This is a genomic window from Novosphingobium sp. B 225 (genome assembly GCF_002198665.1).
Classification (GTDB): Bacteria; Pseudomonadota; Alphaproteobacteria; order Sphingomonadales; family Sphingomonadaceae; genus Novosphingobium.
The window spans coordinates 40408-64638 of the sequence record NZ_MWLM01000072.1; the positions used below are offsets into that span (position 1 = coordinate 40408).

General features: G+C 64.5%; 24 protein-coding genes. 9 read left to right on the plus strand and 15 right to left on the minus strand.

All coding sequences use genetic code 11. From position 1 onward, the window contains the following. Positions 1 to 227 precede the first annotated feature (227 nt). Positions 228 to 971, minus strand: a complete 744-nt coding sequence (locus MNBBLIKP_RS16570; RefSeq protein ID WP_254913095.1) for an energy transducer TonB — start codon at positions 969 to 971, stop codon at positions 228 to 230. Continuing rightward, on the minus strand, positions 955 to 1995 hold the full coding sequence (locus tag MNBBLIKP_RS16575) for an AraC family transcriptional regulator (RefSeq protein WP_140420638.1): 1041 nt from the start codon (positions 1993 to 1995) through the stop codon (positions 955 to 957). Before MNBBLIKP_RS16575 ends, MNBBLIKP_RS16570 begins: the two co-directional genes overlap by 17 nt. Positions 1996 to 2082: 87 nt before the next feature. Between MNBBLIKP_RS16575 and MNBBLIKP_RS16580 the strand changes: the two genes are divergently transcribed. From MNBBLIKP_RS16580 to MNBBLIKP_RS16600, 5 genes are all read left to right on the plus strand, one after another. Further along, on the plus strand, positions 2083 to 3060 hold the full coding sequence (locus MNBBLIKP_RS16580; protein WP_088311386.1) for a quinone oxidoreductase family protein: 978 nt from the start codon (positions 2083 to 2085) through the stop codon (positions 3058 to 3060). A gap of 14 nt (positions 3061 to 3074) precedes the next feature. Next, entirely contained in the window at positions 3075 to 3923 is an 849-nt protein-coding gene (locus tag MNBBLIKP_RS16585; protein ID WP_088311387.1) for a TauD/TfdA dioxygenase family protein, read from the plus strand. 107 nt (positions 3924 to 4030) lie between these two features. After that, entirely contained in the window at positions 4031 to 5083 is a 1053-nt protein-coding gene (locus MNBBLIKP_RS16590) for a 3-keto-5-aminohexanoate cleavage protein (protein ID WP_088311388.1), read from the plus strand. After that, positions 5080 to 5631 (plus strand): RBBP9/YdeN family alpha/beta hydrolase, encoded by a 552-nt coding sequence (locus MNBBLIKP_RS16595; protein ID WP_088311389.1) that lies wholly within the window; start codon positions 5080 to 5082, stop codon positions 5629 to 5631. The genes MNBBLIKP_RS16590 and MNBBLIKP_RS16595 overlap by 4 nt, the downstream gene beginning before the upstream one ends. 28 nt (positions 5632 to 5659) lie before the next feature. Continuing rightward, complete coding sequence (locus tag MNBBLIKP_RS16600) at positions 5660 to 6916, plus strand: MFS transporter (RefSeq protein ID WP_088311510.1); 1257 nt, start codon at positions 5660 to 5662, stop codon at positions 6914 to 6916. 36 nt (positions 6917 to 6952) lie between these two features. Here MNBBLIKP_RS16600 and MNBBLIKP_RS16605 read toward each other — a convergent pair whose 3' ends face one another. After that, positions 6953 to 7588, minus strand: coding sequence for a TetR/AcrR family transcriptional regulator (locus tag MNBBLIKP_RS16605; protein ID WP_088311390.1), 636 nt, complete (start codon positions 7586 to 7588; stop codon positions 6953 to 6955). Between the two features lie 127 nt (positions 7589 to 7715). On the opposite strand from MNBBLIKP_RS16605, the gene MNBBLIKP_RS16610 reads away from it, so the two are divergent. Further along, positions 7716 to 9500 carry a bifunctional metallophosphatase/5'-nucleotidase gene (locus MNBBLIKP_RS16610; RefSeq protein ID WP_088311391.1) on the plus strand — a complete coding sequence of 595 codons (1785 nt, stop codon included), beginning with the start codon at positions 7716 to 7718 and terminating at the stop codon, positions 9498 to 9500. Positions 9501 to 9658: 158 nt separating this feature from the next. Here the strand turns inward: MNBBLIKP_RS16610 and MNBBLIKP_RS16615 are convergent, their stop codons facing one another. The 6 genes from MNBBLIKP_RS16615 to lgt form a co-directional block, all read right to left on the minus strand. Next, positions 9659 to 10015 carry an endonuclease domain-containing protein gene (locus MNBBLIKP_RS16615; RefSeq protein WP_254913096.1) on the minus strand — a complete coding sequence of 119 codons (357 nt, stop codon included), beginning with the start codon at positions 10013 to 10015 and terminating at the stop codon, positions 9659 to 9661. A gap of 623 nt (positions 10016 to 10638) precedes the next feature. Beyond that, positions 10639 to 11433, minus strand: coding sequence for a DUF1295 domain-containing protein (locus MNBBLIKP_RS16620; RefSeq protein WP_088311392.1), 795 nt, complete (start codon positions 11431 to 11433; stop codon positions 10639 to 10641). Then, on the minus strand, positions 11426 to 12049 hold the full coding sequence (locus tag MNBBLIKP_RS16625) for a lysophospholipid acyltransferase family protein (RefSeq protein ID WP_088311393.1): 624 nt from the start codon (positions 12047 to 12049) through the stop codon (positions 11426 to 11428). Before MNBBLIKP_RS16625 ends, MNBBLIKP_RS16620 begins: the two co-directional genes overlap by 8 nt. Before the next feature lie 41 nt (positions 12050 to 12090). Then, a complete protein-coding gene (locus MNBBLIKP_RS16630) occupies positions 12091 to 13095 on the minus strand; it encodes an alpha/beta hydrolase (RefSeq protein WP_254913097.1) in 1005 nt (334 codons plus the stop codon). Between the two features lie 17 nt (positions 13096 to 13112). Further along, a complete protein-coding gene (locus tag MNBBLIKP_RS16635) occupies positions 13113 to 14177 on the minus strand; it encodes a class I SAM-dependent methyltransferase (protein WP_088311395.1) in 1065 nt (354 codons plus the stop codon). Beyond that, positions 14174 to 15052: a prolipoprotein diacylglyceryl transferase gene (gene lgt / locus MNBBLIKP_RS16640; RefSeq protein ID WP_088311396.1), complete on the minus strand. Its 879-nt coding sequence runs from the start codon at positions 15050 to 15052 to the stop codon at positions 14174 to 14176. The genes MNBBLIKP_RS16635 and lgt overlap by 4 nt, the downstream gene beginning before the upstream one ends. Positions 15053 to 15195: 143 nt before the next feature. Here lgt and MNBBLIKP_RS16645 point away from each other — a divergent pair, with 143 nt between their 5' ends. Next, on the plus strand, positions 15196 to 16902 hold the full coding sequence (locus MNBBLIKP_RS16645) for a class I adenylate-forming enzyme family protein (protein WP_088311397.1): 1707 nt from the start codon (positions 15196 to 15198) through the stop codon (positions 16900 to 16902). Then, entirely contained in the window at positions 16878 to 19649 is a 2772-nt protein-coding gene (locus MNBBLIKP_RS16650) for a [protein-PII] uridylyltransferase (RefSeq protein ID WP_254913098.1), read from the plus strand. The genes MNBBLIKP_RS16645 and MNBBLIKP_RS16650 overlap by 25 nt, the downstream gene beginning before the upstream one ends. A gap of 119 nt (positions 19650 to 19768) precedes the next feature. Here the strand turns inward: MNBBLIKP_RS16650 and MNBBLIKP_RS16655 are convergent, their stop codons facing one another. The 3 genes from MNBBLIKP_RS16655 to MNBBLIKP_RS16665 all read right to left on the minus strand — a co-directional run bounded on the left by MNBBLIKP_RS16655 (position 19769) and on the right by MNBBLIKP_RS16665 (position 21604). After that, positions 19769 to 20797, minus strand: a complete 1029-nt coding sequence (locus tag MNBBLIKP_RS16655) for an aspartate-semialdehyde dehydrogenase (protein WP_088311398.1) — start codon at positions 20795 to 20797, stop codon at positions 19769 to 19771. Positions 20798 to 21046: 249 nt separating this feature from the next. After that, a complete protein-coding gene (locus tag MNBBLIKP_RS16660) occupies positions 21047 to 21400 on the minus strand; it encodes a carboxymuconolactone decarboxylase family protein (protein WP_088311399.1) in 354 nt (117 codons plus the stop codon). A 12-nt stretch (positions 21401 to 21412) separates the two neighbouring features. Beyond that, positions 21413 to 21604: a hypothetical protein gene (locus MNBBLIKP_RS16665; protein WP_088311400.1), complete on the minus strand. Its 192-nt coding sequence runs from the start codon at positions 21602 to 21604 to the stop codon at positions 21413 to 21415. A 115-nt stretch (positions 21605 to 21719) separates the two neighbouring features. Between MNBBLIKP_RS16665 and trxC the strand changes: the two genes are divergently transcribed. After that, positions 21720 to 22163, plus strand: a complete 444-nt coding sequence (trxC, locus tag MNBBLIKP_RS16670) for a thioredoxin TrxC (protein ID WP_088311401.1) — start codon at positions 21720 to 21722, stop codon at positions 22161 to 22163. Here the strand turns inward: trxC and gltX are convergent. The 3 genes from gltX to MNBBLIKP_RS16685 are packed head-to-tail and all read right to left on the minus strand — an operon-like array spanning position 22156 to position 24163. Continuing rightward, complete coding sequence (gene gltX, locus MNBBLIKP_RS16675) at positions 22156 to 23481, minus strand: glutamate--tRNA ligase (protein WP_088311402.1); 1326 nt, start codon at positions 23479 to 23481, stop codon at positions 22156 to 22158. The two genes, trxC and gltX, sit on opposite strands and share 8 nt — an antisense overlap. Continuing rightward, positions 23478 to 23891 (minus strand): type II toxin-antitoxin system VapC family toxin, encoded by a 414-nt coding sequence (locus MNBBLIKP_RS16680; RefSeq protein ID WP_088311403.1) that lies wholly within the window; start codon positions 23889 to 23891, stop codon positions 23478 to 23480. The genes gltX and MNBBLIKP_RS16680 overlap by 4 nt, the downstream gene beginning before the upstream one ends. Next, positions 23888 to 24163 (minus strand): type II toxin-antitoxin system Phd/YefM family antitoxin, encoded by a 276-nt coding sequence (locus MNBBLIKP_RS16685; protein ID WP_088311404.1) that lies wholly within the window; start codon positions 24161 to 24163, stop codon positions 23888 to 23890. The genes MNBBLIKP_RS16680 and MNBBLIKP_RS16685 overlap by 4 nt, the downstream gene beginning before the upstream one ends. Positions 24164 to 24231 lie beyond the last annotated feature (68 nt).

Below are 24231 nucleotides of genomic sequence, written 5' to 3' on the forward strand. Positions count from 1 at the left end.
GATTTCAACCAGTCTGAATCCGGTGATTTTCCCGGCGATCGAACGATCGGGTGTCGAACTGCGGAGGTTCGCGGCTACAAAAAGCGCCAACAGGGCAACAAGCAGGAGGACAGGCAATCCTTTGCTCTTCAGCCAATGCACCAACCGGCACCCAAAGTGCATGCTGCCTACCCCTTCCGTCCCACTTGCGTCGGGCCACCTCCCCCAAGGGGGGAGGATTCAGCAAATCAGAAAAAGAACTTCTGCTGCCAGTAAAACGTCGCTGTCACCGGTTCCCCTGCCGCGTTGGTGGCGGGCTTGAAGCGCAGGCGGTCCATGGCGAGGCGGCAGGTTACGCCGTCCGTTTCCGGCAGTCCGCTTGATTTGTAGATCCGGCAGCCGGTAGCCCGGCCGGATGGGGCGACGGTCAGCGCGAGGATCACCGATTTGCCGATCCGCTGCTCACGCCCGCCGGGGGGAACGGGGAAATCCTTGGCATTGTTGATCTGGCCGGAAACGTGCTGAACCTTGCTGACCGCGCCGCCGCCCGAACCATTGCCGCTGCCGCCCGCGCCGGGGCCATTGCCCGATCCGCCCGCACCCGTGCCCGATCCCGCCGCCGCCGCGCCGCTGGTGTTGGCGCTGCCGGTGGAAGCGGCCTTGGGTGCGGGGGCCTTGACCAGTTCGACCTTGGGTTTTTCCGCCTTCACTTCGCGCGCCACGGCTTTCTTGCCGGCATCGCCCGAGGCTCCGGCCGGTTCGGGGGCCTTGGCGGGCGGCGGAGGCGGTGCGGTGATAGTGACGTTGAAGGTGCTGAGCACCGTTTCCACCGCCTTGGCCGAGAAATCGGGAGCAAAGGCGCGGATCAGGCCGAGCACGACCACGACATGGAACAGCACCACCACCGCGGCCACCCCGGCCTTGGTGCGCGGCGAGCTTTCCAGATCGGCGGTGTTGTCTCCATCCTGCATCGCGTCACCCTCCGCGGGCATTCTGGCGGAAAATCTCGCCGCTTGCCAGTGCCTTGGCGCGGGCCCGGCTGGGGGCCAGGCCGTGGCTGGAGTTATACCAGCGGGTGAACGCGCTGAGTGAGGCATAGCCGGTCAGTTCGGCCACTTGTGTCAGGCTGAGCCGGGGGTTGGCCAGGTGCCGCGCGGCCTGTTGCCGCCGGACCCGCTCAAGCAGTGCGGCGAACGGTTGTCCGGCCGCCTCCAGCCGCCGTTGCAGGGTGCGCGGGTTGAGGCCGAGCGCGCGGGCAGTGACCGGCAGGCTGGCCCCGTTCACCGGCAACTGCTGCAACAGCGCCTCCTCCACTTCCTGCTCGATCGAACGCGGGGCGCCTTCGATCATCGCCTGGGCCATGGCTCCGGCGTGGGCAGCGAGCGCGGGATCGGCGCGCGGATTGGGCAGATCGAGCACGCCCGAATCGAGCACCAGCCCGACAAAATCGCTGCCAAACCGCACCGGCGCCCCGAAGGCACGGGCATAGACCGGCATTTCCCCCACCGCCGGGGCGGCATGGGCAAAGCGCACTTCCTCCACCCGCCAGGCCGGGCCCAGCAGCCATTGCCCAATCCCCGCCAGCACCCCAAGCGCGAGTTCATCCGACTGGCGCGAGACCAGCGGCGGTTCCAGCGCCCAGCTTTCATGCAGCACCGCCACCCCGCCGCGCTCTTCCAGTTGCAGCACCAGCGTGGAATTGATCCGGTTGCGATAGCGCTGCATCACCGCGAAGGCCTCACGCAGGCTCGGTTGGTGAGCGATCAGCAGGCTGACCAGCCCCAGGTCCGCGACCGTCCGTCGCAAGGCCATGCGCAGGGCAAAAGTGGGGCAATGCGCGGCCCGGGCGCTTTCTTCGAGCAGGTGGATCACCGAGCGCGCGGGGATCATCCGGTCAGGCTCTGCAATCACGCTGCGGCTGAGCCCCGCCCCGCGCAGCAGCGGCAGGGGATCGAGCCGGAACTGCGCGGCGAGCTCCAGATAGCCGGTCAGGGTAGCGGCGCGGACCAGTTCCATGTCATCAACTGTGCAAGAATTGTCGTCATCGGTCAAATGGACATCGCCGAACCGGCTATCCCATGCAGCGGGATAAGGATGCCACACATGGTCAAGACTGTACGCTTTCACACTGCCGGCGGCCCGGAAGTGCTTCAGGTAGAGGATCTGCCCGTCGGCAGCCCCGGCCCCGGCGAAGTGCGCATCCGCCACCACGCCGTCGGCTGCAACTTTGCCGATACCTATTTCCGCTCGGGCTATTACCCGGTTCAGCCACCCTGCGGGATCGGTGTGGAAGGCGCAGGCGAAGTGCTGGAACTGGGCGAAGGCGTGACCTCTGTGCAAGTCGGCGACCGGGTCAGCTATAACGGCGGGCCGCTGGGTGCCTATGCGCAGGAACGGGTGATGCCCGCCGCGCCGCTGTTCAAACTGCCCGCCAACGTGCCGTTCGATGTCGCCGCCGCTTCCACCATGCGCGGCCTTTCGGCAACCTACTGGCTGCTCAAGACCGACCCGCGGCTGCGCCCGGGCGATACGATCCTGCTCCATGCTGCGGCGGGCGGGGTCGGGCTGCTGGCGGTGCAACTCGCGAAGCTGATCGGGCTGCGGGTGATCGGCACCGTATCGAGCGAGGAAAAGGCCGCCAAGGCGCGCGAACTCGGCTGCGACGAGATCATTTTCTACCGCCGCGAGGATGTGGCGGCGCGGGTCAAGGAACTGACCAATGGCGAAGGCGTGCAGACGGTGTTCGACAGCGTTGGCGCGGATACATTCGCCGGATCGCTGAAGTCGCTGCGGCGGCGCGGGGTGCTGGTGGGCTGCGGCACGGCATCGGGACCGATCCCGCCTGTCGATGCGTTCCAGACCATGCTGCAAGGCTCGGTCTATTTCATCCGCCCGGCCTTTGCCGATTTCTATGCCGATCCGGCTGAACGGGCCGAACTGGCGCAGTTCTGGTTCGATCACCTGTCCGCCGGACGGATCAAGGTAGAGATCGGCGCGCGCTATACGCTCGACCAATGCGTCGAAGCGCACCGCGATCTTGAAGCCGGCAAGACCATCGGATCGACGATCTTTACAATTTGAGCGGAGCAGGTGCGATGAAGATCGAAAAGCTCACCCAGCATATCGGCGCCGAACTGAGCGGTGTGAATCTGGCCGAAGCGGCGCGCAACGACGATCTGTTCGGCGCGATCCGGGCCGCGCTGCTGGAACATAAAGTGCTGTTCCTGCGCGATCAGCACATTGCCCGGGCCGATCATGTCGCCTTTGCCGAACGGTTTGGCAGTCTGGAAGATCATCCGGTAGCCGGCAGTGATCCCGATCACCCCGGGCTGGTGCGGATTTACAAGGACGTGAATTCGCCGCCCGATTTCTATGAGAATTCGTGGCACAGCGATGCAACCTGGCGCGAGAAGCCGCCGATGGGCGCAGTGCTGCGCTGCGTGGCCTGCCCGCCGGTGGGTGGCGATACGATGTGGGCCAATATGGAACGGGCCTATGATGATCTGGCCGATCACATCAAAGAAACCATCGCCCCGCTGAAGGCCCGCCATTCCATCGAGGCCAGCTTTGGCGCGCGAATGCCCGAAGAAAAGCGGCATGCGCTGAAGGCCCAGTATCCCGATGCCGAACATCCGGTGGTCCGCACCCATCCCGAAACTGGCGCCAAAAGCCTGAACGTCTGCGGGTTCACCACCCATTTCACCAATTTCCACACCGCCGCGAACGTCCGCTATGGTCAGGACTATGCACCGGGCGGGGCCAATCTGCTGCAGTACCTCATCGGCCGCAGCACAATCCCCGAATACCAGGTCCGCTGGCGCTGGCAGCCGAACAGCATGGCGATCTGGGACAACCGTTGCACCCAGCACTACGCGGTGATGGATTACCCCCCCTGTGTGCGCCAGATGGAGCGTGCCGGGATCATCGGGGATCGGCCATTTTGAACTTCACACAACCTCCGTTCGTGTCGAGCGAAGTCGAGACACCGCGCACCCGTGTCTCGACTTCGCTCGACACGAACGGAACCTGGGAATGATTGAGGAGTAAAACCATGCAATTCTTCGATGAAAGCCTGCTTCCCGAAAACCAGGACCCCTTGGTGATCCAGGTCGCGCCCTATGCCCCCAGCTTCATGCCCGAGGACAGCGACGACATTCCGGTTTCCTATGCCGAACAGGTCCAGAAGGCGGTTGATTGCTATAACGCCGGGGCGACCGTGCTGCACCTGCACGTGCGCGAGCCGGATGGTTCCGGTTCCAAGGACCTCGACCGGTTCAACGAAATGCTCGACCGGCTCCGCACCGCGGTGCCCGACATGGTGCTGCAGGTTGGCGGATCGATCAGCTTTGCCCCCAAGAGCGAAAGCGCGGCGGCGGAATGGCTGGATGATGATACCCGCCACATGCTCGCCGATCTGAAACCGGTGCCCGATCAGGTCACGCTGGCGGTCAACACCAACCAGATGAACGTGATGGAGCTGATCACCGAGGACGACGCCAAGGGCACCACGATGTGGGACACCTACCGCGAAGCCTATACCGAGATGTATTACGATGCCGGTCCGGCCTTCATGAAGGAACACATGAAGCGGCTGACGGCGAGCGGCATCCAGACCCATTTCCAGGTCGGCTGCGCACGCGATCTTGAGACCCTGGAACGGCTGGTGCGGAACGGGCACTACATGGGTCCGCTGGTCTGCAACTGGGTGGCGATCGGCGGCGGGCATGATGGCCCCAACCCGCGCAACCTGATGGAATTCATCAACCGTCTGCCCCAGAACGCGGTTTGCACTGTCGAAGGGTTGATGCGCTCCATGTACCCGCTGATCACCATGGGCATCGCCATGGGCCTGCACGTCCGCGTGGGTCAGGAAGACAACCTGTGGGGCCGCAAGGGCGAACGCGCCACTTCGGTCCAGCAGATCGAAAAGGCGGTGCGGATTTCGGAAGAGCTGTGGCGTCCGATCGCCAGCGGCAAGGAAGCCAAGGCGATCTACCAGATCGGCACTTTCTATAACAGCGTCGAGGAAACGCTGGAAAAGAACGGCTGGCTGCCCGGCCCGCGCCCCGGTCTGCGCACGCCCCGGCTCAGCGCTGCGGCGTGAGCGTAACGGTCCTGTTTGTTCCCGGGCTGCGTGACCATGTGGAAGACCACTGGCAAAGCCACGCAGCCCGGGCCTTGCCCGGATCGGTCACGGTTGAACCGCTGACCACGCAGCGCCTGTCCCGCGCGGCACGGGTCGCGGCGCTGGATGCGGCCTTGCAGGCCATTCCCGGCGAAGTGGTGATTGCCGCACACAGCGCCGGATGCCTGATGGTCGCCGCCTGGGCGCTCGCCCCGACCCGCAAGGTCAAAGGCGCGCTGCTCGCTACTCCGGCCGATGTCGAATGTCCGCTGCCGCCCGGCTACCCCACTTTTGACGAGCTGGACGCAAATGGCTGGCTGCCAATCGCGCGCAGCCCCCTGCCCTTCCCCGCGATTGTCGCCGCCAGCCGCAATGATCCGCTGGCAGGCTATGACAAAGTGGCCCAGCTCGCCGCAAGTTGGGGCGCGCTGCTCCACGATGCGGGCAACGTCGGTCACCTCAACCCGCCCGCCGGGTTCGGAGCCTGGCCGCAAGGGCTGGACCTGATCGCGCAATTGGCGGAATAACCGCCACCAACAGGGGAGAGTGGACAGCATGGCCGGACCGGCAGTGATCAGCGACGAGCCCGGCCCCGAACGCACCAGCGCATTCGGCTGGGCGGTGTTCGCGCTCAGTTTCGGCTTGCTGATGAGCGATCACATGGCGCGGCAGGTGCTCAACGCCGCCGGGCCGCAGATTCAGGCCGAATGGAACCTCAACAATGCCGAGCTTGCCTCATTGGCCAGCGTGGTGGCGCTGGCGGTGGGCTTGCTGACTTTGCCACTGTCTTACCTGGCTGACCGGTACGGCCGGGTCAAAAGCCTGGTCGCCATGGCCACGCTGTGGAGCCTGGCGACTTTGGCCGGGGCCTGGGTGGAGAATTACCCGCAGATGCTGGCCGCACGGGTGCTGGTCGGAGTGGGCGAGGCTGCCTATGGCAGCGTCGGGATCGCGGTGGTGCTGGCGGTGTTTCCGGTCCACTTGCGCGCGACATTATCGTCATCATTTCTGGCGGGATCGGTGGTCGGACAGATCCTGGGCGTGGCGGTGGGGGCACAAGTGGCCGCTGTCTATGGCTGGCGCGCGGCTTTTGGCGTGATCGGCCTGTTCGGGCTGGTGCTGGCACTGATCTATCCACTGGTGGTGCGCGAAAGCCGCCTGGGCGTGCCGCCAAAACGCGAAGCGCTGAACTGGCGCGAGCTGGGCCGCCTGCTGGTGGGCCGACCCGTGCTGTGGCTGACCTATTTCGCCGGCGGGATCCAGCTGTTCTGCACCGGCACACTGGCGGTGTTCCTGCCGATCCTGCTGACCCGGCACTATGGCATGGATCTGACCCAGGCCGGACGGACCACGGCGCTGTTCCTGCTGGTCTGCGCCATCGGCATGGTCGGCTGCGGAATGCTGGTGGACCGGCTGTCGCGCCGCCGCCCGGCAATCACGCCGCGGTTGTCGATCGGCTTCTCGCTGAGCAGCACCGCGCTGTTCGCGGGTGCGTTCTTTTCCCCGCCCGGCCCGGTGCAACTGGCGCTGATCGCGGCCGCGCTTCTGGTGGTGGCGGGGATTACCGGGGTGACCGGATCGATGATCGCCAACTGCACCCCGCGATCGATCCACAGCACGTCGATGGCGGTGCTGGCGCTGGCCTATAACCTGCTGGGGCTGGCCCCGGGGCCTTATGTCACCGGGCTGCTGGCAGACCGGTTCGAGCTGCTGGATGCGCTGAAAGTTCTGCCGATCCCGTGCCTGCTGTCGGCGCTGGCCATGGCCTTTGCGCGGCGGCCCTATGCGGCGGAAATGGCAATCAGGAAATAGGCTGTTCCGGTGTTGCCTTCCACGGGCAGTGGAAAATTACGCCGCGCGCAGCCCCGTAACGCCCTTGGCCCCGCGATCCTGCGCGGACAGGCCGTCAAAGATCGCATCGATGATCTTCGCCAGCTTGTCGGACGAAAGCTTGGGCATAACCTGTTCCATCGCGCCGATATTGACATAGCAATTGACCATCTGGTTGGTCAGGCTCAGCGTTTCATCGATTGAAAGCCCGGCGAAATGCCCTTCGGCCATCGCCTCGCCAATGATCACCGACAGATAGTGATCGCCCAGGTCCACATAGGACCGGATCAGTTCGAAGTTTTCCTTGCCCAGTTCAACATAGGTGGCAAAGGCCACCGGATCGCGGTCCCATTCCGCCTGCATCAGGGCAAACCGGCGGGCGAAAAATTCATACATCTTTCGCCGGGGGGTAAGGTCACTGGCGACCACTTCTTCCATGATCGCCACTTTGGGCTGGAACCAGCGTTCCGCCACAGCATCGATCAGGGCCTCCTTGCTTTCAAAATAGCGATAGAGGCTGGCGGGCGACATATTGGCCCGCGCGGCCAGTTCGGTGACTGTCAGGTTGGTCGATCCGCGTTCCTCGATCAGTTCGATCACCAGATCGATCAACTGTTCCCGTCCGGCTTCAAGGTCCGTCTGCGGACGCGCCATGACTGTTTCTCCCCAGGGCTGGCGTTGCAAAGGGCAAGATAAACACTCGCCGCGATATTTCAAGAAACTGACTTATTCTTATAATACACAACCCTTGCCGAAGCTGTCTGAACGGTTAGGAAGAAGCATGGCCACCACCCTTCGTCGTATCACCCGATTCCTCCCCACCCTGCTGCTCGCACCGGCCCTGGCGGCCTGCGCCGGGCAAGGCGCGATACGGTCTGCCGCCGCGCCGGCCACTGGCCCGGTGACGGTGGGGATCGCCGCGCTCAACGATTTTCACGGCGCGCTGGAACCGCCCAAGACTTCGGCCCTGATCGGCGATGGCAAAGGCGGCGTGGTCCAGATCCCGGCGGGCGGCGCGGCCTGGCTGGCCAGCGCGCTCGACAGCGTGCGCGCGCAGTATCCCAACCACCTGACTGTGGCCGCGGGCGACCTGATCGGCGCGACGCAGTTGTCCTCTTCGCTGTTCCTCGATGAACCGGCGATCGGGGTGATGAACCGCGCCGGGCTGGAATTCAACGCGGTGGGCAACCACGAATTCGATCGCGGGCGCGACGAGCTGAAGCGCAAGCAGGACGGCGGCTGCCAGCGCCATACCGCGCTGACCCCATGCCGCCTGGAAAAGTTCAAGGGCGCGAAATTCGGCTATCTTGCCGCCAACAGCATCGAACCCAATGGCAGCACCCTGTTCCCCGCCACCGCGATCCGCAGTTTCGGCAGCGGCAAGCGCAAGGTCAAGGTTGGCCTGATCGGGCTGACGCTGAAGGAAACCGGCGATCTTTCATCGCGTGACGGGCTGAAGGGGATCCATTTCGCTGACGAGGCCGATACGGTCAACGCACTGATCCCGGATCTCAAGGCCAAGGGCGTCAGCGCGATCGTGCTGCTGATCCATCAGGGCGGCTATACCAAGGGTACGCCCGACCCGAGCAGCTGCCCGCAGCTGACCGGCGCGATTCTGCCGATCCTGGACCGGCTGGACAGCCGGGTGGACGTGGTGGTTTCCGGCCATACCCACTGGTCCTATGTCTGTGACTATGCCCAGTACAACCCGGCCAAACCATTCCTGCTGACCAGCGCCGGGGTGATGGGCCAGCTGGTGACCGACATCACGCTTGAGATTGATCCCGCCACCCAGCGCGTGGTGGCCAAGCGCGCGCGCAACGTGATTGTGCAGAGCGAAGGCTATGCCACCCGGATCGGGCGGATCGAACCCAAGGACGTGGTCCCCCGGTTCACCCCGCGCGCCGATGTGGCGGCCTATGTTGGCAAATATGTCGATGCCTCGAAAGTCGAAATCCAGCGTCCGGCGGGCAGCCTGGCAGGCGAAGTGCGGCGGCCCGGCGGGGATTCGTCATGGAACGGCGGTTCCCTCGGCAACCTGATCGCCGATGCGCAGTTGGCCGCAACCCGCACCGCCGGGGCGCAGATCGCCTTCATGAACCCGTTCGGCATCCGTGCTCCGCACATATTGAGCCCGGCGGCGGACGGCACGCTGACCTTTGGCCAGCTCTATCAGGTCCAGCCCTTTACCAATGGCATGGTCACCCAGTCATTGACCGGGGCCGAACTGAAAGCCGCGCTGGAAGAAGGACTGGACGATCACCAGCCCAAACAGCTGCTCTCCGCTTCGGCCGGGTTCAGCTGGACCTATGACCTGACCCGCCCGGCCGGCAGCCGGGTGGTGGCGATGATGCTGGACGGCAAACCGATCGACCCCTCCGCCACTTACCGCGTGACCACCAACAGCTTCCTCGCCAACGGCGGCGACAGCTTTTCCAGCCTCGCCCGCCAACGCGACGCGGCCATCGCCCCGATCACCGATCTGGAAGCGCTGGAAGCCTGGCTGAAAGCCACGCCCGCCCGCGCGGTTCCGGCCGAGGAACGGGCGGTGGAAGCGAAGGGGTAGGCCTGAAAGGCAAAACCCCTCCGTCAGCCCTGCGGGCTGCCACCTCCCCATTTGTGCTTCGCAAAAATGGGAAGGATCGTTGGCGCAACCAGATCCTTCCCATTTTCACGAAGTGCAAATGGGGAGGGGGACCGCCCGCGTAGCGGGTGGTGGAGGGGTCATCCACGTAGGCAATACCGAACCATGCTCTCGGCAACCACCTCCGGCCCGGCCAGAACCTCTCGTGCGGCGATGCGCACCACCTCGATCCCTTCGCTACGTAGCCAGGCGTCGCGCCGTTCATCGCGTTCGGGGCGGCTCCCCATATCATGCGCGATGCCATCGATCTCGAAGGCCACCTTGGCTCTGGCACAGTAGAAATCGAGCACATAGGGGCCAAGCGGATGCTGGCTGCGGAAATGGACTCCCTCGGGCGATCCCTTGAGCAGACGCCACAGCAGTGCTTCGGGAAGCGACAGGTTATCGCGCAGTTCGCGTGCCTTGTTGACGTCGCGTGGGATGCGCCTGCGTGGCAATTGGGCCTCCGGTTGGTTTGGTTGTTGCTATCAGATGGGTTGCATTTTTGGGGAGGTCAAATGGAGTGGTTGTGCTGTGACGCATTACCCCTCCGTCTCGTCCTGCGGACGATCCACCTCCCCATTTGCACTACGTGAAAATGGGAAGGATCTGGTGGCAGCAAAGATCCTTCCCATTTTTGGCGAAGGCCACAAATGGGGAGGTGGCATTTGCGAAGCAAATGACGGAGGGGTTTTGTACGCCCGCGCCATTACCCCTCCGTCTCGCCTGCGGCGATCCACCTCCCCATTTGTCCCTGCGGGAAAAATGGGAAGGACCGAGACATCACCCAAAACTTTCCTACACGCGGCGAATCTGCGAAAAGCCAAGTCGCTCTTTGACATCGTCGATCCCCGGAATGCCACGACCCTTGCGCCAGACGCAGCGGGGCGGACGCAAGGTGTCACCTGCGCCTGCCATAGCCCCACCGCAATCACCTGAATTTGAACACTTTTCCGTGCCCGCCCGCAAAAAAGCACTTCAAAACCGGCCAAGTGTCACTTTATTTCGCCTAACCATCTGACTTTGAAAGACAAATTGCCCGGACAGGGTGTAACCTTGTTGTCCGGTTGTAACCCGGTGCTCAGTTACGTTTGGGCGGCCAGGGCACAAAGCCCGATGTCCGCGCCACATAGTCGGCATAGCCCGGCCGGGTCTTGGCCAGACCTTTTTCCAGCAGCGGTTTGCCCGACCATTTGGTTAGGGTGAAAGTCAGGAACAGCGGCCCGATCACACTGGCCAGCACCGGCCAGCCGCCAGCCTCTGCCGCGACCAGCCAGATTCCCCACCAGACGCAGGTATCGCCGAAATAGTTGGGATGGCGGGTATAGCGCCACAGCCCGGAATCCAGCACTTTGCCCTTGCTGGCCGGATCGGCGCGGAACGCTTTCAGTTGTGCGTCGCCCACGGCTTCAAACACCATGCCCGTCAGCCACAGCAAAGCCCCGGCCCAGCCGAGCGGGCCAAGCGCGGCGGGTGCTTCGCTGGCCAGAATGCCGACTTGCGCGGGCAGGCTGGTCAGAAACAGCAGCAGGGCCTGCGGGCCGAACACCACTTTGAACGCGGCGCCGCCATAGCGGCCCTGCTCTTTCGCCTTGCCCAGCATCCGGGCATAGCGCGGATCCTCGCCATGCGCGCGCCAGCGGGTAAACAGGTGCCAGCCCAGCCGCAGCCCCCACACCGCGGTCATGCCCAGCAGCACCATGGCGCGCTGGCCCGGCGCGGTCAGCTGAAGCCAGCTTGCCGCCGCCATGACCACCATGCCCGCGCCCCAGACCGCGTCGATGAACGACACGTCGCCAATCCGCACTGCGACCCAGCACAGCAGCACCATCATCGCCAGATCGACCGCCAGATTGATCAGCAGCGCTTCACCCATTGCCTTGCTCCTCTCGCGCTACACTGGCCTCGATCCCGTCGTTACGCGGATGGCCCGGCAGGACCGAGCGATAGAACGCCGCGATCCGCGCCAGGTCCGCGCGGTAATCGCCGGTTGGCATGATCGCCGGGCCGACTCCGCCCTGCATGGTCGCCTGATTGACCCAGGCCAGCACGATCGGCACCCCGGCGCCGTGCGCGATGTGGTAAAAGCCTGATCGCCAGCCCGTGCCCCCGCTGCGCGTCCCTTCTGGTGCGATCACCAGCGCCAGCTTGCTGCGGCGTTTGAACTCTGAAACCAGCGCGTCGACATAGTTGCCGCCCTTGCTGCGGTTGACCGGCACCCCGCCCATGTCGAACATGAAGCGCTTCAGCGGCCATTTGAACAGGGTGTGCTTGCCCATGAAGGCCGGTTCGACCCCCAGCTGCGTAACCGCGCCCAGGAAGAACACGAAGTCCCAGTTGCTGGTATGCGGCGCGCCCAGAATCACGCAGCGCGGCGGGATATGTTCCTCCCCCTGCAGCGCCCAGCCTTTCCAGCGGTAGAGCCACAGCAACACGCGCTTGACCAGGCGCGATAAAAGAGACGCTCGCCGTTCGGCCGCTGCACGTGTCATTCATTCTCCCCGTTCAGGCAGGAAGACTAACAGGATCGCGGCTAGTTGGAACCCTTCAAGTGGCGCGCGAAGAACGGCAGGACCACAGCCTTGAACCGTTCGGTGATGCGGTTGCCGTGATCGCCGACATAAAGCTCCCAATCGTGCGGGACGCCCAGTTTGGTCAGGTGCTGATGGATCAGTTCGTCATCCGGGCGGACGAAATCGGTATCCCCGGTATCGATCCCGATCCCGGCCATCGATTTCAGTGCGGGCACATATTGGCTGGCCATCGCCGCGGGCGAATTTGCCGCCCACTGCGCCAGCACGAAGTCATCGGGTTTGCCGTCCTTCGTGCCAAGATCCGAATAGAACGGCGGGCGCTGCGGATTGGAGGACCAGGCGGAGGCCACTGCGTAGTTCCCGCGCGACATCCAGTCGAGCTTCAGCGCTTCCTCAACCGAGTAGCCCTCGAACTTCGGATCGGCCAGCGCGGCCGGGCGCGGGATCTGGCAGCACGGGTTCATGGCATAGAGCGCGCCGAACAGCTGCGGGTGCTTCATCCCCAGCCGCAAGGTGCCGTAACCGCCCATCGAATGCCCCACCAGCCCGCGCGATTCACGTTTGGACAAAGTGCGATAGTGCCCATCGATCCAGCCGATCAGATCATGCGTGATGAACCCTTCAAAATCGCCAATCGTGGGCGAACTGGAATACATCGAGCCGCCCCATTTGGTCATCGAATCCGGCACCACGATGATCGCTTCCTGCCGCCCTTTCCCGGCGGCTTTCAGGTCATCATCGAACGGGATCCGGTCCATGTAGGTATCGGCGGTCGAATTGAACCCGTGGAGGAAATAGATCACCGGAAAGCGGCGCTTTTTCGCGCTGTCATAGCTGGGCGGCAGCACGACATAGACCGTGCGGTCAGGCGAATTGCCTTCAAGATTGCCCGCGATTGCAGGCGAATGAACCGTGATCTTTTCGGTCCGCGCCAGGGCAGGCTGGCCAGTCAGGAACCCCAGCCCAATCAGTACCAAGGCCAGCTTTTGAACCATGCGAACCATGCCAGATACTCCCCCGATCACCCGTGGAACCCCACACCGCCCGGCCAGTTCGGCGCGGCCAGGCCCATCACTTTGAACAGCAGGCCCATCTGCCCTTCCCCGATCAGCCGGTCACGCGCGCTTTCCAGCGCGGCCTTATGCTCGGGTGCGACTTCACCCAGCGCCTGGGCGCGGGCTTCGATCCCCAGTTCGCGCAGCCAGCGGCCCTGCGGCACCGTGCCCAGCCAGCGCACTCCGCGCGACTGGGCAATCGGGGCCAGCGTGGCGAAATCGACATGGGCGGTCAGGTCCGCCTCGCCCGGACCCACGAACGGATCGACTTTCAGATGCTGGCGCACCGCCTGCAAGGTTGATCCATCGCGCAGGGAATCGTGCCCGTAATCGATGAACAAGGCCGCCCCGCCCTGTTCGATCAGCCGCCCGGCCACTTCATAGACCGTCGCCGCCGCGCCGGGGCAGGTTTCGATGATCGTGCCGTCCGCCGCCTGCCGCCGCGCTTCGGGCACGGCGGCGTCCATCGGCTGGCTGCCCGCGATGCAGACGAAGCGGTCGCCTTCGGGCACCACCATCCGTTCGCGCCAGCCATCGGGCGTCTTGACCAGCTGCCGCACCGGCAAGGCGTCCAGAAACTCGTTCGCCACCACCAGCATCGGGCCATAGGGCGGCAGGCTGGACAGATCATGGTGCCACTGCGCGCCGGGCATGGTTTCCAGCTGGATGTCCTTGAGCGCGGTCGAGGCTTCGACGAAATGGACTGTCGGTTCCAGCCCATACCGCTTCGCCACGCGCAAGGCATCCTTGGCCAGCGTACCCCGGCCCGGCCCCAGCTCGACATAGTGGACCCCCTGCTCGCGCCCGGCCTGGATCCACATGTCGGTCAGCCACAGCCCGATCAGTTCGCCGAACATCTGGCTGATTTCCGGCGCGGTGATGAAATCCCCCGCCCCGCCCAGCGGATCGCGGCTGGTGTAGTAACGGGCGTTCGATTCGCCCATGTAATGCATCAGGCTGATCGGCCCGGTATTGGCGATCAGGCGGCGAAAGATCGCAGCGAGCGGCTCGCCCCCCTCTTCGGCAATCATTGCGGTGACGCGGCGGCGGAGCCCAGCGCCGGGCGAAGCAGCGCGCGGACCATGAAGAACAACCCGACCAGCATCAGCGGAATGGTCAGCCACTGGCCCATCGACAGCCCGGTCGCCCGTGCGAATTCGGTCAGCTGGGCATCGGGCTCGCGGTAGAATTCAACCACGAACCGGCTGAGCGCGATCCCCAGCGAAAATGTGCCAACCAGCAGCCCCGGCCGCCAGCGCGCCCGGCCTTTCCAGAACAGCAGCAGCATGATCACCATCATCAGCAGCCCTTCCAGCCCGGCTTCGTAAAGCTGGCTGGGATGGCGCGGCAGTCCGCCGGGAGCGTCGGGAAAGACCATTGCCCAGGGCACGGAGCTTTCGACCACCCGCCCCCACAGCTCGCCATTGATGAAATTCGCCAGCCGCCCGAACAGCATGCCGAACGGCACGCAGACCGCAATGTAATCACACACCCTGAGGAACGAGAGCCCGCCAGAACGCGAAACCCAGGCGATCGCCAGCAGCACGCCCAGCAAGCCGCCATGAAAGCTCATCCCGCCTTCCCACAGCTTGGCCAGTTCCAGCGGGTGCTTGATCAGGTAGAAATCCGGCGAATAGAACAAGGCATAGCCCAGCCGCCCGCCCAGGATGATCCCCAGCGTGCAGTAAAAGAACAGATCATCGGCATGGCGCTGCGCCAGCGGCGATCCGGGGGCCTTCATCATCCGGGTCAGGTGCCAGTACCCCAGCACGATCCCGGCGAGATAGGCGAGGGAATACCAGCGCAGTTCGAAGCTGCCGATCTTGAACAGATAGCGGCTGAGGTTCAGGTCCTGCCAATAGATCGGCGCGTGGTCCGCTGCGGCGGCAAGCAATAGTGACAGCAACGATCCGAACTCCTAAACGGGCACCAGAGGGCGCTCACGCATATCCGTGCCGCGCCTTCTGGCACAAGCATCGCCGGGAGACAAACCGGCACCGGACGCGAAAAGGGGCGTGTCCGCAAGCAATTGGGGAAAAAGGAAGCCTGATGCGGACGGAACTTGATAATGCGATGGACAAGGCGGTTGCAGCACTGACTGCGCCGGGCGGCATGCTGGAAACGGTCCCGTTTGAAAAGTACGGGCAGCAGTTGCCGATGATCAAGGCGGCCCCGCCGACCCTGGTCGATTACATCAACCACTATTGCGAACAGCACGGCGACACCCCGTTCCTGGTCGATGGCGCGATCCGCCTGTCATTCCGGGAAGTGCAAGCCGCCGCGCGTGATGTGGCCGGCGGTCTGGTGGCCGGACATCAGGTGCAAAAGGGCGACCGCGTAGGGATCGCCGCGCGCAATTCGACCAACTGGATTATCGCCTATCTGGGCGTGCTGATGGCCGGCGGCTGCGCCACCCTGCTCAACGGCTGGTGGACGGGCGAGGAGCTGGCGGCCGGGATCGAACTGGCGGGCTGCAAACTGGTGCTGGCCGATGCCCAGCGCGCCGCGCGGATCGAAGGGCATGCCCATCCAGCCGAAGTGGTGCTGTTCAGCCATGACAACGATTACCGCGAAGGGCTGGCCAATCTGCTCGCCCGCGGCGGCGGCAGCGACACGCCGCTGCCCGCGCTGACCGGCGATGATCTGGCCACCTTGCTCTACACGTCTGGCTCCACCGGCCAGTCAAAGGGCGCGGTCTGCGATCATCGCGGCGTGGTGCAAGGCACGTTCAGCTATATCGCCCAGACCCTGACGGTGCTGACGATCCTGACCGAACGCGGCGAAGCGCCGACGATCCAGCCGTGCAGCCTGGTCAACGTGCCGCTGTTCCACGTTACCGCCGAAGTCCCGCTGTTCCTGCAAAGCTTCGCGCTGGGGCGCAAGCTGGTGCTGATGCCCAAGTGGGACGCCGAAGAAGCGATGCGGCTGATCGAGGCTGAAAAGGTCACCTATTTCGTCGGCGTTCCGCTGATGAGCTTTGAAATCGCGACTCACCCGAACCGCGACAAGTACGACCTGACCAGCTGCACCGCTTTTGCCGGGGGCGGTGCGCCGCGTCCGGTGGAGCACGTGCGCCGGATCAAGGACGCGCTGCCCCACGCCTTTCCACTGCTGGGTTACGGCCTGACCGAAACCAACGGCGCGGGCTGCGGCAACCTCAACGAAAACTACATGGCCAAGCCCGGATCGACCGGCACGGCCACCAAGCCGCTGATGGAAGTCGGCATTCTGGACGATGCGGGCCAGACCCTGCCCGCCGGACAAGTTGGCGAAGTGGCGTTCCGCTCGATCGCCAATTTCCTGGGCTATTGGCAGAACCCCGAAGCCACCGCTGCCGCGATCATGCCCGATGGCTGGTTCCGGACCGGGGATCTGGGCTATCTGGACGAGGACGAATATCTGTTCATCGTTGACCGCAAAAAGGACATCATCATCCGCGGCGGCGAAAACATCAGCTGCATCGAAGTGGAAGAGGCGATCTATGCCCACCCCGATGTGGCCGAAGCCAGCGTGTTCGGCATGGCTGACGAAAAGTTCGGTGAACTGCCAACCGGGGTCTATCAGGTCGAGGAAGGCCGCTCGCTCAGCGAGGAAGACCTGCGCGCGTTCCTGCTGCAGCACATTGCCCCGTTCAAGGTGCCGGTCCGCTTGTGGGAAGAAAAGGAAAGCTTGCCCCGCCTTGGCACCGAAAAGGTTGACAAGCGCGCGCTGAAAGCCCGTTACCTGCCGCTGTGGCAAAGCGAGCAGAAGACGTAATCCCGGGCCTGACCCGCATCCCCAACCAGCGCGCGATCGTCGATCGGCGCGCGCTGGGTGATGCGGTGTGGGATGCCGTGGACGAACTGGGCGTAGAGCGCGCCCGGCCCAAAGTGGTCGAACTGCTGCGCGCCGCGCTGGCCCAGGGGCGCGAGGAAATCGCGCGGCGGCTGGCCGAACGCGGGACCAAAGGCAACGAATGCGCCGAAGCGCAGGCCTTCCTGATCGACCAGCTGGTGCGGGTGATCCACGATCACGTGGTCGGCGTGGTCTATCGCGCCAGCAACCGCAGCTCGGGTGAACGGCTGACGATCATGGCGGTTGGCGGATACGGGCGCGGCGAAATGGCGCCGCATTCGGACGTCGACATCGCCTTCCTCACCCCGATCAAGCAGACCGCCTGGTGCGAACAGGTGATCGAGGCGATGCTCTATTTCCTGTGGGATCTGGGGCTGAAAGTCGGCCATTCCAGCCGCTCGCTGGATGACATGGTGCGCATGGCCAAAAGCGACCTGACGATCCGCACCGCCTTGCTGGAGGGGCGCTATGTCTGGGGCGACCAGCAGCTGTTCGATGAAGCGCAGGCGCGCTTCTTTGCCGAAGCGGTCGCCGGAACCGAACGCCAGTTCGTTGCTGAAAAGCTGGCCGAGCGCAACGAACGCCACAAGCGGCAGGGCGACAGCCGCTATGTGGTTGAACCCAATGTCAAAGAAGGCAAGGGCGGCCTGCGCGATCTGCACACGCTCTACTGGATCGGCAAATATCTCCACAAGGTCCGCGATCCCAGCGAACTGGTTCGGGTCGGGCTGCTGACCCCGGCTGAATACCGCGCTTTCAACCGCGCCGAGGATTTCTTCTGGGCGGTGCGCTGCCACCTTCACACCATCACCCGGCGCGCGGAGGACCGGCTGACCTTTGACCTGCAGCGCGAAGTCGCCGCGCGGATGGGCTATAACGACCGCCCCGGCAAAAGCGCGGTCGAACGCTTCATGCAGTACTTCTTTCTGCAGGCAAAACGCGTCGGCCACCTGACCGGACTGTTTCTGGCCCAGCTGGACGAACAGAGCGTCAAGCGCCAGCCGCGCGGGCTGCTGGCGGGCTTTCGGGCGCGGCGGCGGATGGTCAAGGGCTATGTCGTCTATGGCGGCAAGCTCAACGTGCCGAGCGAGACCTGGTTCGCCGAGGATCCCGTGCGGCTGGTTGAAATCTTTACCTTGGCCGACGAACAGCGGCTGGAAATCCATCCCGAGGCGATGCGTCTGGCGGTGCGCGATGCCCGGCTGGTGGACAGCGTGCGCGATGATCCGCGCGCCAACGCCTTGTTCCTTGATCTGCTGACCAGCCGCAACGATCCCGAAACGGTGTTGCGCTGGTTCAACGAAACCGGCGTGTTCGGGCGGTTCATTCCTGATTTCGGCCGGGTCAACGCGCAGATGCAGTTCGATATGTACCACCATTACACGGTGGACGAACACACCATCCGCGCGGTCGGACTGATGGCGCAAATCGAAAAGGGCGAACAGAAGACCGACCACCCGCTGGCCACCGCGATCATCCATAAAGTGGTCAACCGCCGCGCGCTCTATGCCTCGATCCTGCTGCACGATATTGCCAAGGGGCGGCGCGGGGACCATTCGGTGCTGGGCGGCGAAGTGGCGACGAAGCTGTGCCCGCGGCTTGGCCTGAGCGCCGAAGAGACCGCGCTGGTCGCCTGGCTGGTGCGCCAGCATCTGTTGATGAGCGCGGTGGCGTTCAAGCGCGATCTCGCCGATTTCAAGACCATCTCCGATTTCGTCGCGCAGGTGCAGACGGTGGAGCGGCTGCGGCTGCTCGCCATGCTGACCATCGTCGATATCCGTGCGGTCGGCCCCGGCGTGTGGAACGGGTGGAAGCGCCAGCTGATCCACGAACTGTATGAAGCGGCGGAGGAACGGCTGCGGCTGGGCCACGTCCAGCATGGCCGGACCGAACGGGTCAAAGCCAAGCAGGCGCGCGTGGCAGAGCGGCTGGGCGCACAGGCCGGGCTGGTTGAACAGCACGCCAAACTGTTCAACGACGCCTACTGGATCGCCGAGCCGGATGACATCATCGCGATGAACCTGATCCAGCTCAGCCAGGCCCAGGGTCAGGCGCTGGACGTTCACACCGAATACTACGCCGCGCGCGGGGCCACCCTGGTCACGGTGATCGCCGCCGACCATCCGGGGCTGTTCTATCGCATCGCGGGCGGCATCCACCTGGCCGGCGGCAACATCATCGACGCGCGCATCCACACGGCGCGGAGTGGCATGGCGGTGGACAATTTCCTGGTGCAGGACCCGCTCGGGCGGCCGTTCTCGGAAGACAGCCAGCTCGCCCGGATCAAGACCATGATTGCGGACGCATTGGCCAACCGGGTCAAGCTGGTCCCGCAGCTCGCCGCCCGCCCGCTGTCCCGCCCGCGCGCCGATGCCTTTGAAGTGCGGCCCGGCGTGGAATTCGACAACCAGGCCAGCAACCGCTTCACCGTGGTCGAAGTCAACGCGCGCGACCGCCCGGCCCTGCTCAACCGCCTCGCCCGCGCGCTGTTCGAAGCCAAACTGATGGTCCACAGCGCCCACATCGCCACCTATGGCGAACGTGCGGTCGATACTTTCTATGTCACCGATCTGCTGGGTGAAAAGATTGACGCCCCGCACCGGTTGAAGGCGGTGGAGAAGAAGCTGCTGGAAGCGGCGGACGAGGAGACGATCGAGGTGGCGGCTTAGGTGTGGAGAGCCCCCTCCTCTTCAGAGGAGGGGGTTGGGGGTGGTGTGGTTCCAGCACTGCCGCTTCGTGCCGCCACCACCCCCCGGCCCCCTCCTCTGAAGAGGAGGGGGAGATCACCTTAACCGATCAACGCCTCAGCGATCTGCACCGCGTTCAGCGCCGCGCCCTTGCGCAGGTTGTCGCCCACCACGAACAGCGCGAGGCCGTTTTCCGCCGAATGGTCCACCCGGACGCGGCCGACGAAGACCGGGTCCTTGCCGGTCGCTTCCAGCGGATTGGGCACATCGCAGACCACCACGCCGGGCGCGCCGCGCAGCAGTTCCAGCGCGCGTTCGGGGCTGATCGGGCGTTCGAAGGCCAGGTTGACCGACACCGAATGCCCGGTGAACACCGGCACCCGCACACAAGTGGCGGACACCGGCAGGCCCGGGATTTCGAGGATCTTGCGGCTTTCGTCGCGCAGTTTGAGCTCTTCCTCGGTATAGCCGTCTTCGCCCAGCACATAGTTCAGCGGCACGACGTTGTGCGCCATCGGCACGGCCCACTTTTCGGCGGCAGGCAGCAGGTCCTGATGCCCGCCCTCAGCCAGCAGCCGCGCCTTGTCACCCACGTGGGCGAGCTGGCGGGCGAGCACGTCGATCCCTTCCAGCCCCGCACCCGACACCGCCTGATAGGTGCTGGCGACCAGCCGGATCAGCCCGGCTTCGTCGTGCAGCGGCTTGAGTGCGGGCATCACGGCCATGGTGGTGCAATTGGGATTGGCGACGATGCCCTTGGGCAGATCGGCCAGCGCATGCGGGTTCACTTCCGCGACCACCAGCGGCACATCCGGATCGGAGCGATAAGCGCTGCTGTTGTCGATCACCACCGCGCCTGCCGCCGCAACTTTGGGAGCGAGCGCCTTGGAAGTGGAGCCGCCGGCCGAAAACAGTACCACATCCAGCCCGCTGTAATCGGCACTGGCGGCGTCCTCGATCGTCACGCCGTCCACCACTTTGCCCGCCGAACGCGCCGAAGCGAACAGGCGCAGCGTGGCAATCGGGAAATTCCGTTCCTTCAGAATCTCGCGCATGGTCGAACCGACCACGCCGGTCGCGCCGACGATCCCGACATTCAGCTTTTGTCCGGCAGGAAAACGATGAACCATGATGCTACTCCTTCAAGTGGGGAGAGCAGTGCGGGGGTTCAGTGATCCGGTATGGAGTGCCCCGCCTGCTCGTGCGGGGCGGGTTGTCCGTATCTGCCTCAGGCCAGGCACACACCAACAACCGTCCCGCGCGTGGCGGTCGGTTTGATGGTAATGGTTTTGGTCGGCTGAGCGGACATGGGGCGGGCCTTTAGTCATGCCGCAGCGCAATGTAAAGCGCCCATCGCCCCCTGTTCGGGAAATAATCCGTCAGGCCGCCGCCTTGGCCGCGAACTGATCGTAGGCTTCCACCGCCTGCGCCGCATACATCAGACTGGGGCCTGCGCCCATGTAGATCGCCAGCCCCATCGTCTCCATGATCTCCTCGCGCGTGGCGCCGTGTTGCAAGGCGGCTTTGGCATGGAACGCGACGCAGCCATCGCAGCGGATCGCCACGGCAATCGCCATGGTCATCAGTTCCTTGGTCTTGCTGTCGAGCGCTCCGCTGGCCGTGGCCGCGCTGGCCATGGCCGAAAAGCTTTTCATCACATCGGGCGCACCCAGCCGCACGTCCTTGATCGCGGCGGTCAGTTCGCTCGCCATGGCGGGCCAGTCCTTGTGCATATTGAATGCTCCCTATTTCGCCGTTTGCTTCAGGATCGCCCGGGCAATCCCCCAGGAAACCGGAAATGCGGCAACAAACCCGACTGCGGCGGCAAGCGCGACCGGCTTCCACCCCGGCAGGTTCATGGTCAGCACGGCGGTAACGCAAATCCCCATCAGGGTTGTCATCACCACCGCATGGATCACCATCATCAAGCGGAACATGGCAGGTCTCCTTGCTCTATATATAAGCATGATCTAATAAAATTGAGGACTAATCCTTGACACCGATCAAGCAAGTCCCATTTTCGCACCAGACGTTGTATCGCAAGCAACCGCCATGCCCCAGCTGCCCGACCCCGTCGTAACCCTGTGCCCGCATTGCGGCGCGGCCAACCGCGTGCCCGCCGCGCGGCTTTCCGCCCACCCCACGTGCGGCAAGTGCAAGGCCGCGCTGTTTACCGGCGCGCCGCTGGCCGTCGATCAGGCACAGTTCGACCGGCACATGGGGCCGGGCAAGCTGCCGGTGCTGGTCGATTTCTGGGCCGAATGGTGCGGCCCGTGCAAGGCGATGGCCCCCGCCTTTGCCCAAGCCGCCAAAGTCCTGGAACCGCAGCTGCGCCTGCTCAAGATTGATACCGAAGCCGCACCGGCGCTGTCACAGCGCTACCAGATCCGATCGATCCCCACACTGATGCTGCTGGCAGGCGGGCGCGAAGTGGCGCGCACGGCAGGGGCCATGCCGGTGGAAGGGATCGTGCGCTGGGTGCGTTCGGTCAGTTAGCCGCGCGTAGCCGCTCCAGCGCCGCACCTTGCCCGATCAGCGGGAGCAGCGCGGCCATATCAGGTCCGTGGTCCATGCCGGTCAGCGCCTGGCGCAGCGGCAGGAACAGCGCCTTGCCCTTGCGCCCTGTCGCTTCCTTGAGCGCGGCGGTCAGCGCGGGCCAATCCGCCCCGGTCTGTTCCAGCGCAGTGGCGGCAGCGCCCAGATAGGCCCGGTCCTCTGCCTCCAGCACCGGAACCGCAATCGGCCCGGTCACCACGCGCCACCATTCGGCCGCTTCACCGATATGTTCCACATTCGGGCGGATCGCGCCCCACGCGGCCTCCCCCATGCCATCAGGCAGCAAATGCGAGACGCGGGCGAAAGGCAGGCGGTGGACGATCCCGGCATTGACCCGGTGCAGTTCCGCCTCATCAAACCGCGCCGGGGCGCGGCCAAAGTGCGACAGGGTAAAGCTTGCCGCCAGCGCATCGGCATCCAGCGCCGGATCGACCGGATCGGACGTCCCCAGCCGCGCCAGCAGCGCGACAAGCGCCTCCGGCTCGATCCCCGCCTCACGTAGCTCGGCCACGCCCAGCGAGCCGAGCCGTTTGGACAGCTTGCCTTCCGCCCCGGTCAGCAGTGCTTCATGCGCAAAGCGCGGCGGCGCGGCGCCCAGTGCGGCGAACATCTGCACCTGCGTGGCAGTGTTGGACACGTGATCCTCACCCCGCAGCACATCGGTGATGCCCATCGCCACATCGTCAATCACGCTGGGCAGCAGATAGAGCCACGAACCATCGGCGCGGCGCACCACCGGGTCGCTCATCTTGGCGGGATCGAAATGCTGGGGCCCGCGGATGCCGTCCTGCCATTCGATCGCAGCCTCGCGATCGAGCAGAAAGCGCCAGTGCGGCTTCTCCCCCGCCGCCGCCCGCGCTGCGTGGTCCGCTTCGCTCAGCGCCAGCGCCGCCCGGTCATAGATCGGCGGCAGCCCCCGGCCCAGCAGCACCTTGCGCTTGAGATCCAGTTCCTGCGCCGTTTCATAACAGCGATAGACCCGCCCCATCGCGACCAGCCGCTGGAATTCCCCTTCATACAGATCGAACCGCGCCGACTGCCGTTCCTCACCATCAGGCACCATGCCCAGCCAGGCCAGATCGGCGCGGATCGCGGTGACATAGTCCTCACGGCTGCGCTCGGCATCGGTATCGTCGATCCGCAGCAAGAAGCGCCCGGCGACCTGTTTGGCCAGCAGCCAGTTGTGCAGCGCGGTGCGGATATTGCCGACGTGCAGGTTGCCAGTGGGCGACGGCGCAAAACGGGTGGTGACAGTCATGCCGAAAACACTTCCACGCCCATCCGCTGGGCGGCATTGCACAAGGCATTGTCATAGCTGGCCAGGCTCGCTTTGCGCAGCAATGCAAGCTCGAGATAGGCGGCATCGTAGATCGTCAGATCCTGGGCTCTGGCCAAGTCAAATATCTCCTCGTGGCGCTGCCACGTCTGGTAATCGATGGTTACATCGAAACTTGTCAAAGTGGCGATGGCGGGGCTCACCATCGCTTCGGTCATTCTTTTACGCCGGAAGCCGATCAGAATTTGGTTGGCCAGTTCCAGCCGCCAGTGCTGCGGTGCGATGCAGCCACCACGGGCGAGCAGAGCTTCCAGCTCGCCGAACAAGGTATCCGTTTCGTCAGTGAAGAACAGGGGGCCAAAGATCGACGCATCGACGACACATTCGCTCACTTGCGACCCTCGTTCTTCCAGGCGATGATTTCTTCGATCGTCGTGGTCATACCCAGCGCCCGCTGCTCCGCCCGTAGTTCTGCCAGCTTGTCCAGCGCGGCCTGCACTTTCGCGCGTTTGGCCGCCTTGGCCAGCGCCGCTTCATCGGCAGCGACCAGCCGCGCGGCAACCTTGCCGTGGCGGGTGATCAGGATTTCCTCCCCACCCTCGGCCGCGGCGACCAGTTCGGACGCATGGTCCTTGAATTCGGAGATCGGCACGTGGCGAGTCATGGCGCAAACCTTTCTGGCCAGAATTTAGGACAATCTGGCCAGAATGTCGAGCGATCAAACCCCCTTCC

Coding starts and splice junctions, on each gene's coding strand:
- MNBBLIKP_RS16570 (WP_254913095.1), bottom strand. CDS start 971: ATGCCCGCGGAGGGTGACGCGATGCAGGATGGAGACAACACCGCCGAT.
- MNBBLIKP_RS16575 (WP_140420638.1), bottom strand. CDS start 1,995: ATGGAACTGGTCCGCGCCGCTACCCTGACCGGCTATCTGGAGCTCGCC.
- MNBBLIKP_RS16580 (WP_088311386.1), top strand. CDS start 2,083: ATGGTCAAGACTGTACGCTTTCACACTGCCGGCGGCCCGGAAGTGCTT.
- MNBBLIKP_RS16585 (WP_088311387.1), top strand. CDS start 3,075: ATGAAGATCGAAAAGCTCACCCAGCATATCGGCGCCGAACTGAGCGGT.
- MNBBLIKP_RS16590 (WP_088311388.1), top strand. CDS start 4,031: ATGCAATTCTTCGATGAAAGCCTGCTTCCCGAAAACCAGGACCCCTTG.
- MNBBLIKP_RS16600 (WP_088311510.1), top strand. CDS start 5,660: ATGGCCGGACCGGCAGTGATCAGCGACGAGCCCGGCCCCGAACGCACC.
- MNBBLIKP_RS16605 (WP_088311390.1), bottom strand. CDS start 7,588: ATGGCGCGTCCGCAGACGGACCTTGAAGCCGGACGGGAACAGTTGATC.
- MNBBLIKP_RS16610 (WP_088311391.1), top strand. CDS start 7,716: ATGGCCACCACCCTTCGTCGTATCACCCGATTCCTCCCCACCCTGCTG.
- MNBBLIKP_RS16620 (WP_088311392.1), bottom strand. CDS start 11,433: ATGGGTGAAGCGCTGCTGATCAATCTGGCGGTCGATCTGGCGATGATG.
- MNBBLIKP_RS16625 (WP_088311393.1), bottom strand. CDS start 12,049: ATGACACGTGCAGCGGCCGAACGGCGAGCGTCTCTTTTATCGCGCCTG.
- MNBBLIKP_RS16630 (WP_254913097.1), bottom strand. CDS start 13,095: ATGGTTCGCATGGTTCAAAAGCTGGCCTTGGTACTGATTGGGCTGGGG.
- MNBBLIKP_RS16635 (WP_088311395.1), bottom strand. CDS start 14,177: ATGATTGCCGAAGAGGGGGGCGAGCCGCTCGCTGCGATCTTTCGCCGC.
- MNBBLIKP_RS16645 (WP_088311397.1), top strand. CDS start 15,196: ATGCGGACGGAACTTGATAATGCGATGGACAAGGCGGTTGCAGCACTG.
- MNBBLIKP_RS16655 (WP_088311398.1), bottom strand. CDS start 20,797: ATGGTTCATCGTTTTCCTGCCGGACAAAAGCTGAATGTCGGGATCGTC.
- MNBBLIKP_RS16660 (WP_088311399.1), bottom strand. CDS start 21,400: ATGCACAAGGACTGGCCCGCCATGGCGAGCGAACTGACCGCCGCGATC.
- MNBBLIKP_RS16665 (WP_088311400.1), bottom strand. CDS start 21,604: ATGTTCCGCTTGATGATGGTGATCCATGCGGTGGTGATGACAACCCTG.
- trxC (WP_088311401.1), top strand. CDS start 21,720: ATGCCCCAGCTGCCCGACCCCGTCGTAACCCTGTGCCCGCATTGCGGC.
- gltX (WP_088311402.1), bottom strand. CDS start 23,481: ATGACTGTCACCACCCGTTTTGCGCCGTCGCCCACTGGCAACCTGCAC.
- MNBBLIKP_RS16685 (WP_088311404.1), bottom strand. CDS start 24,163: ATGACTCGCCACGTGCCGATCTCCGAATTCAAGGACCATGCGTCCGAA.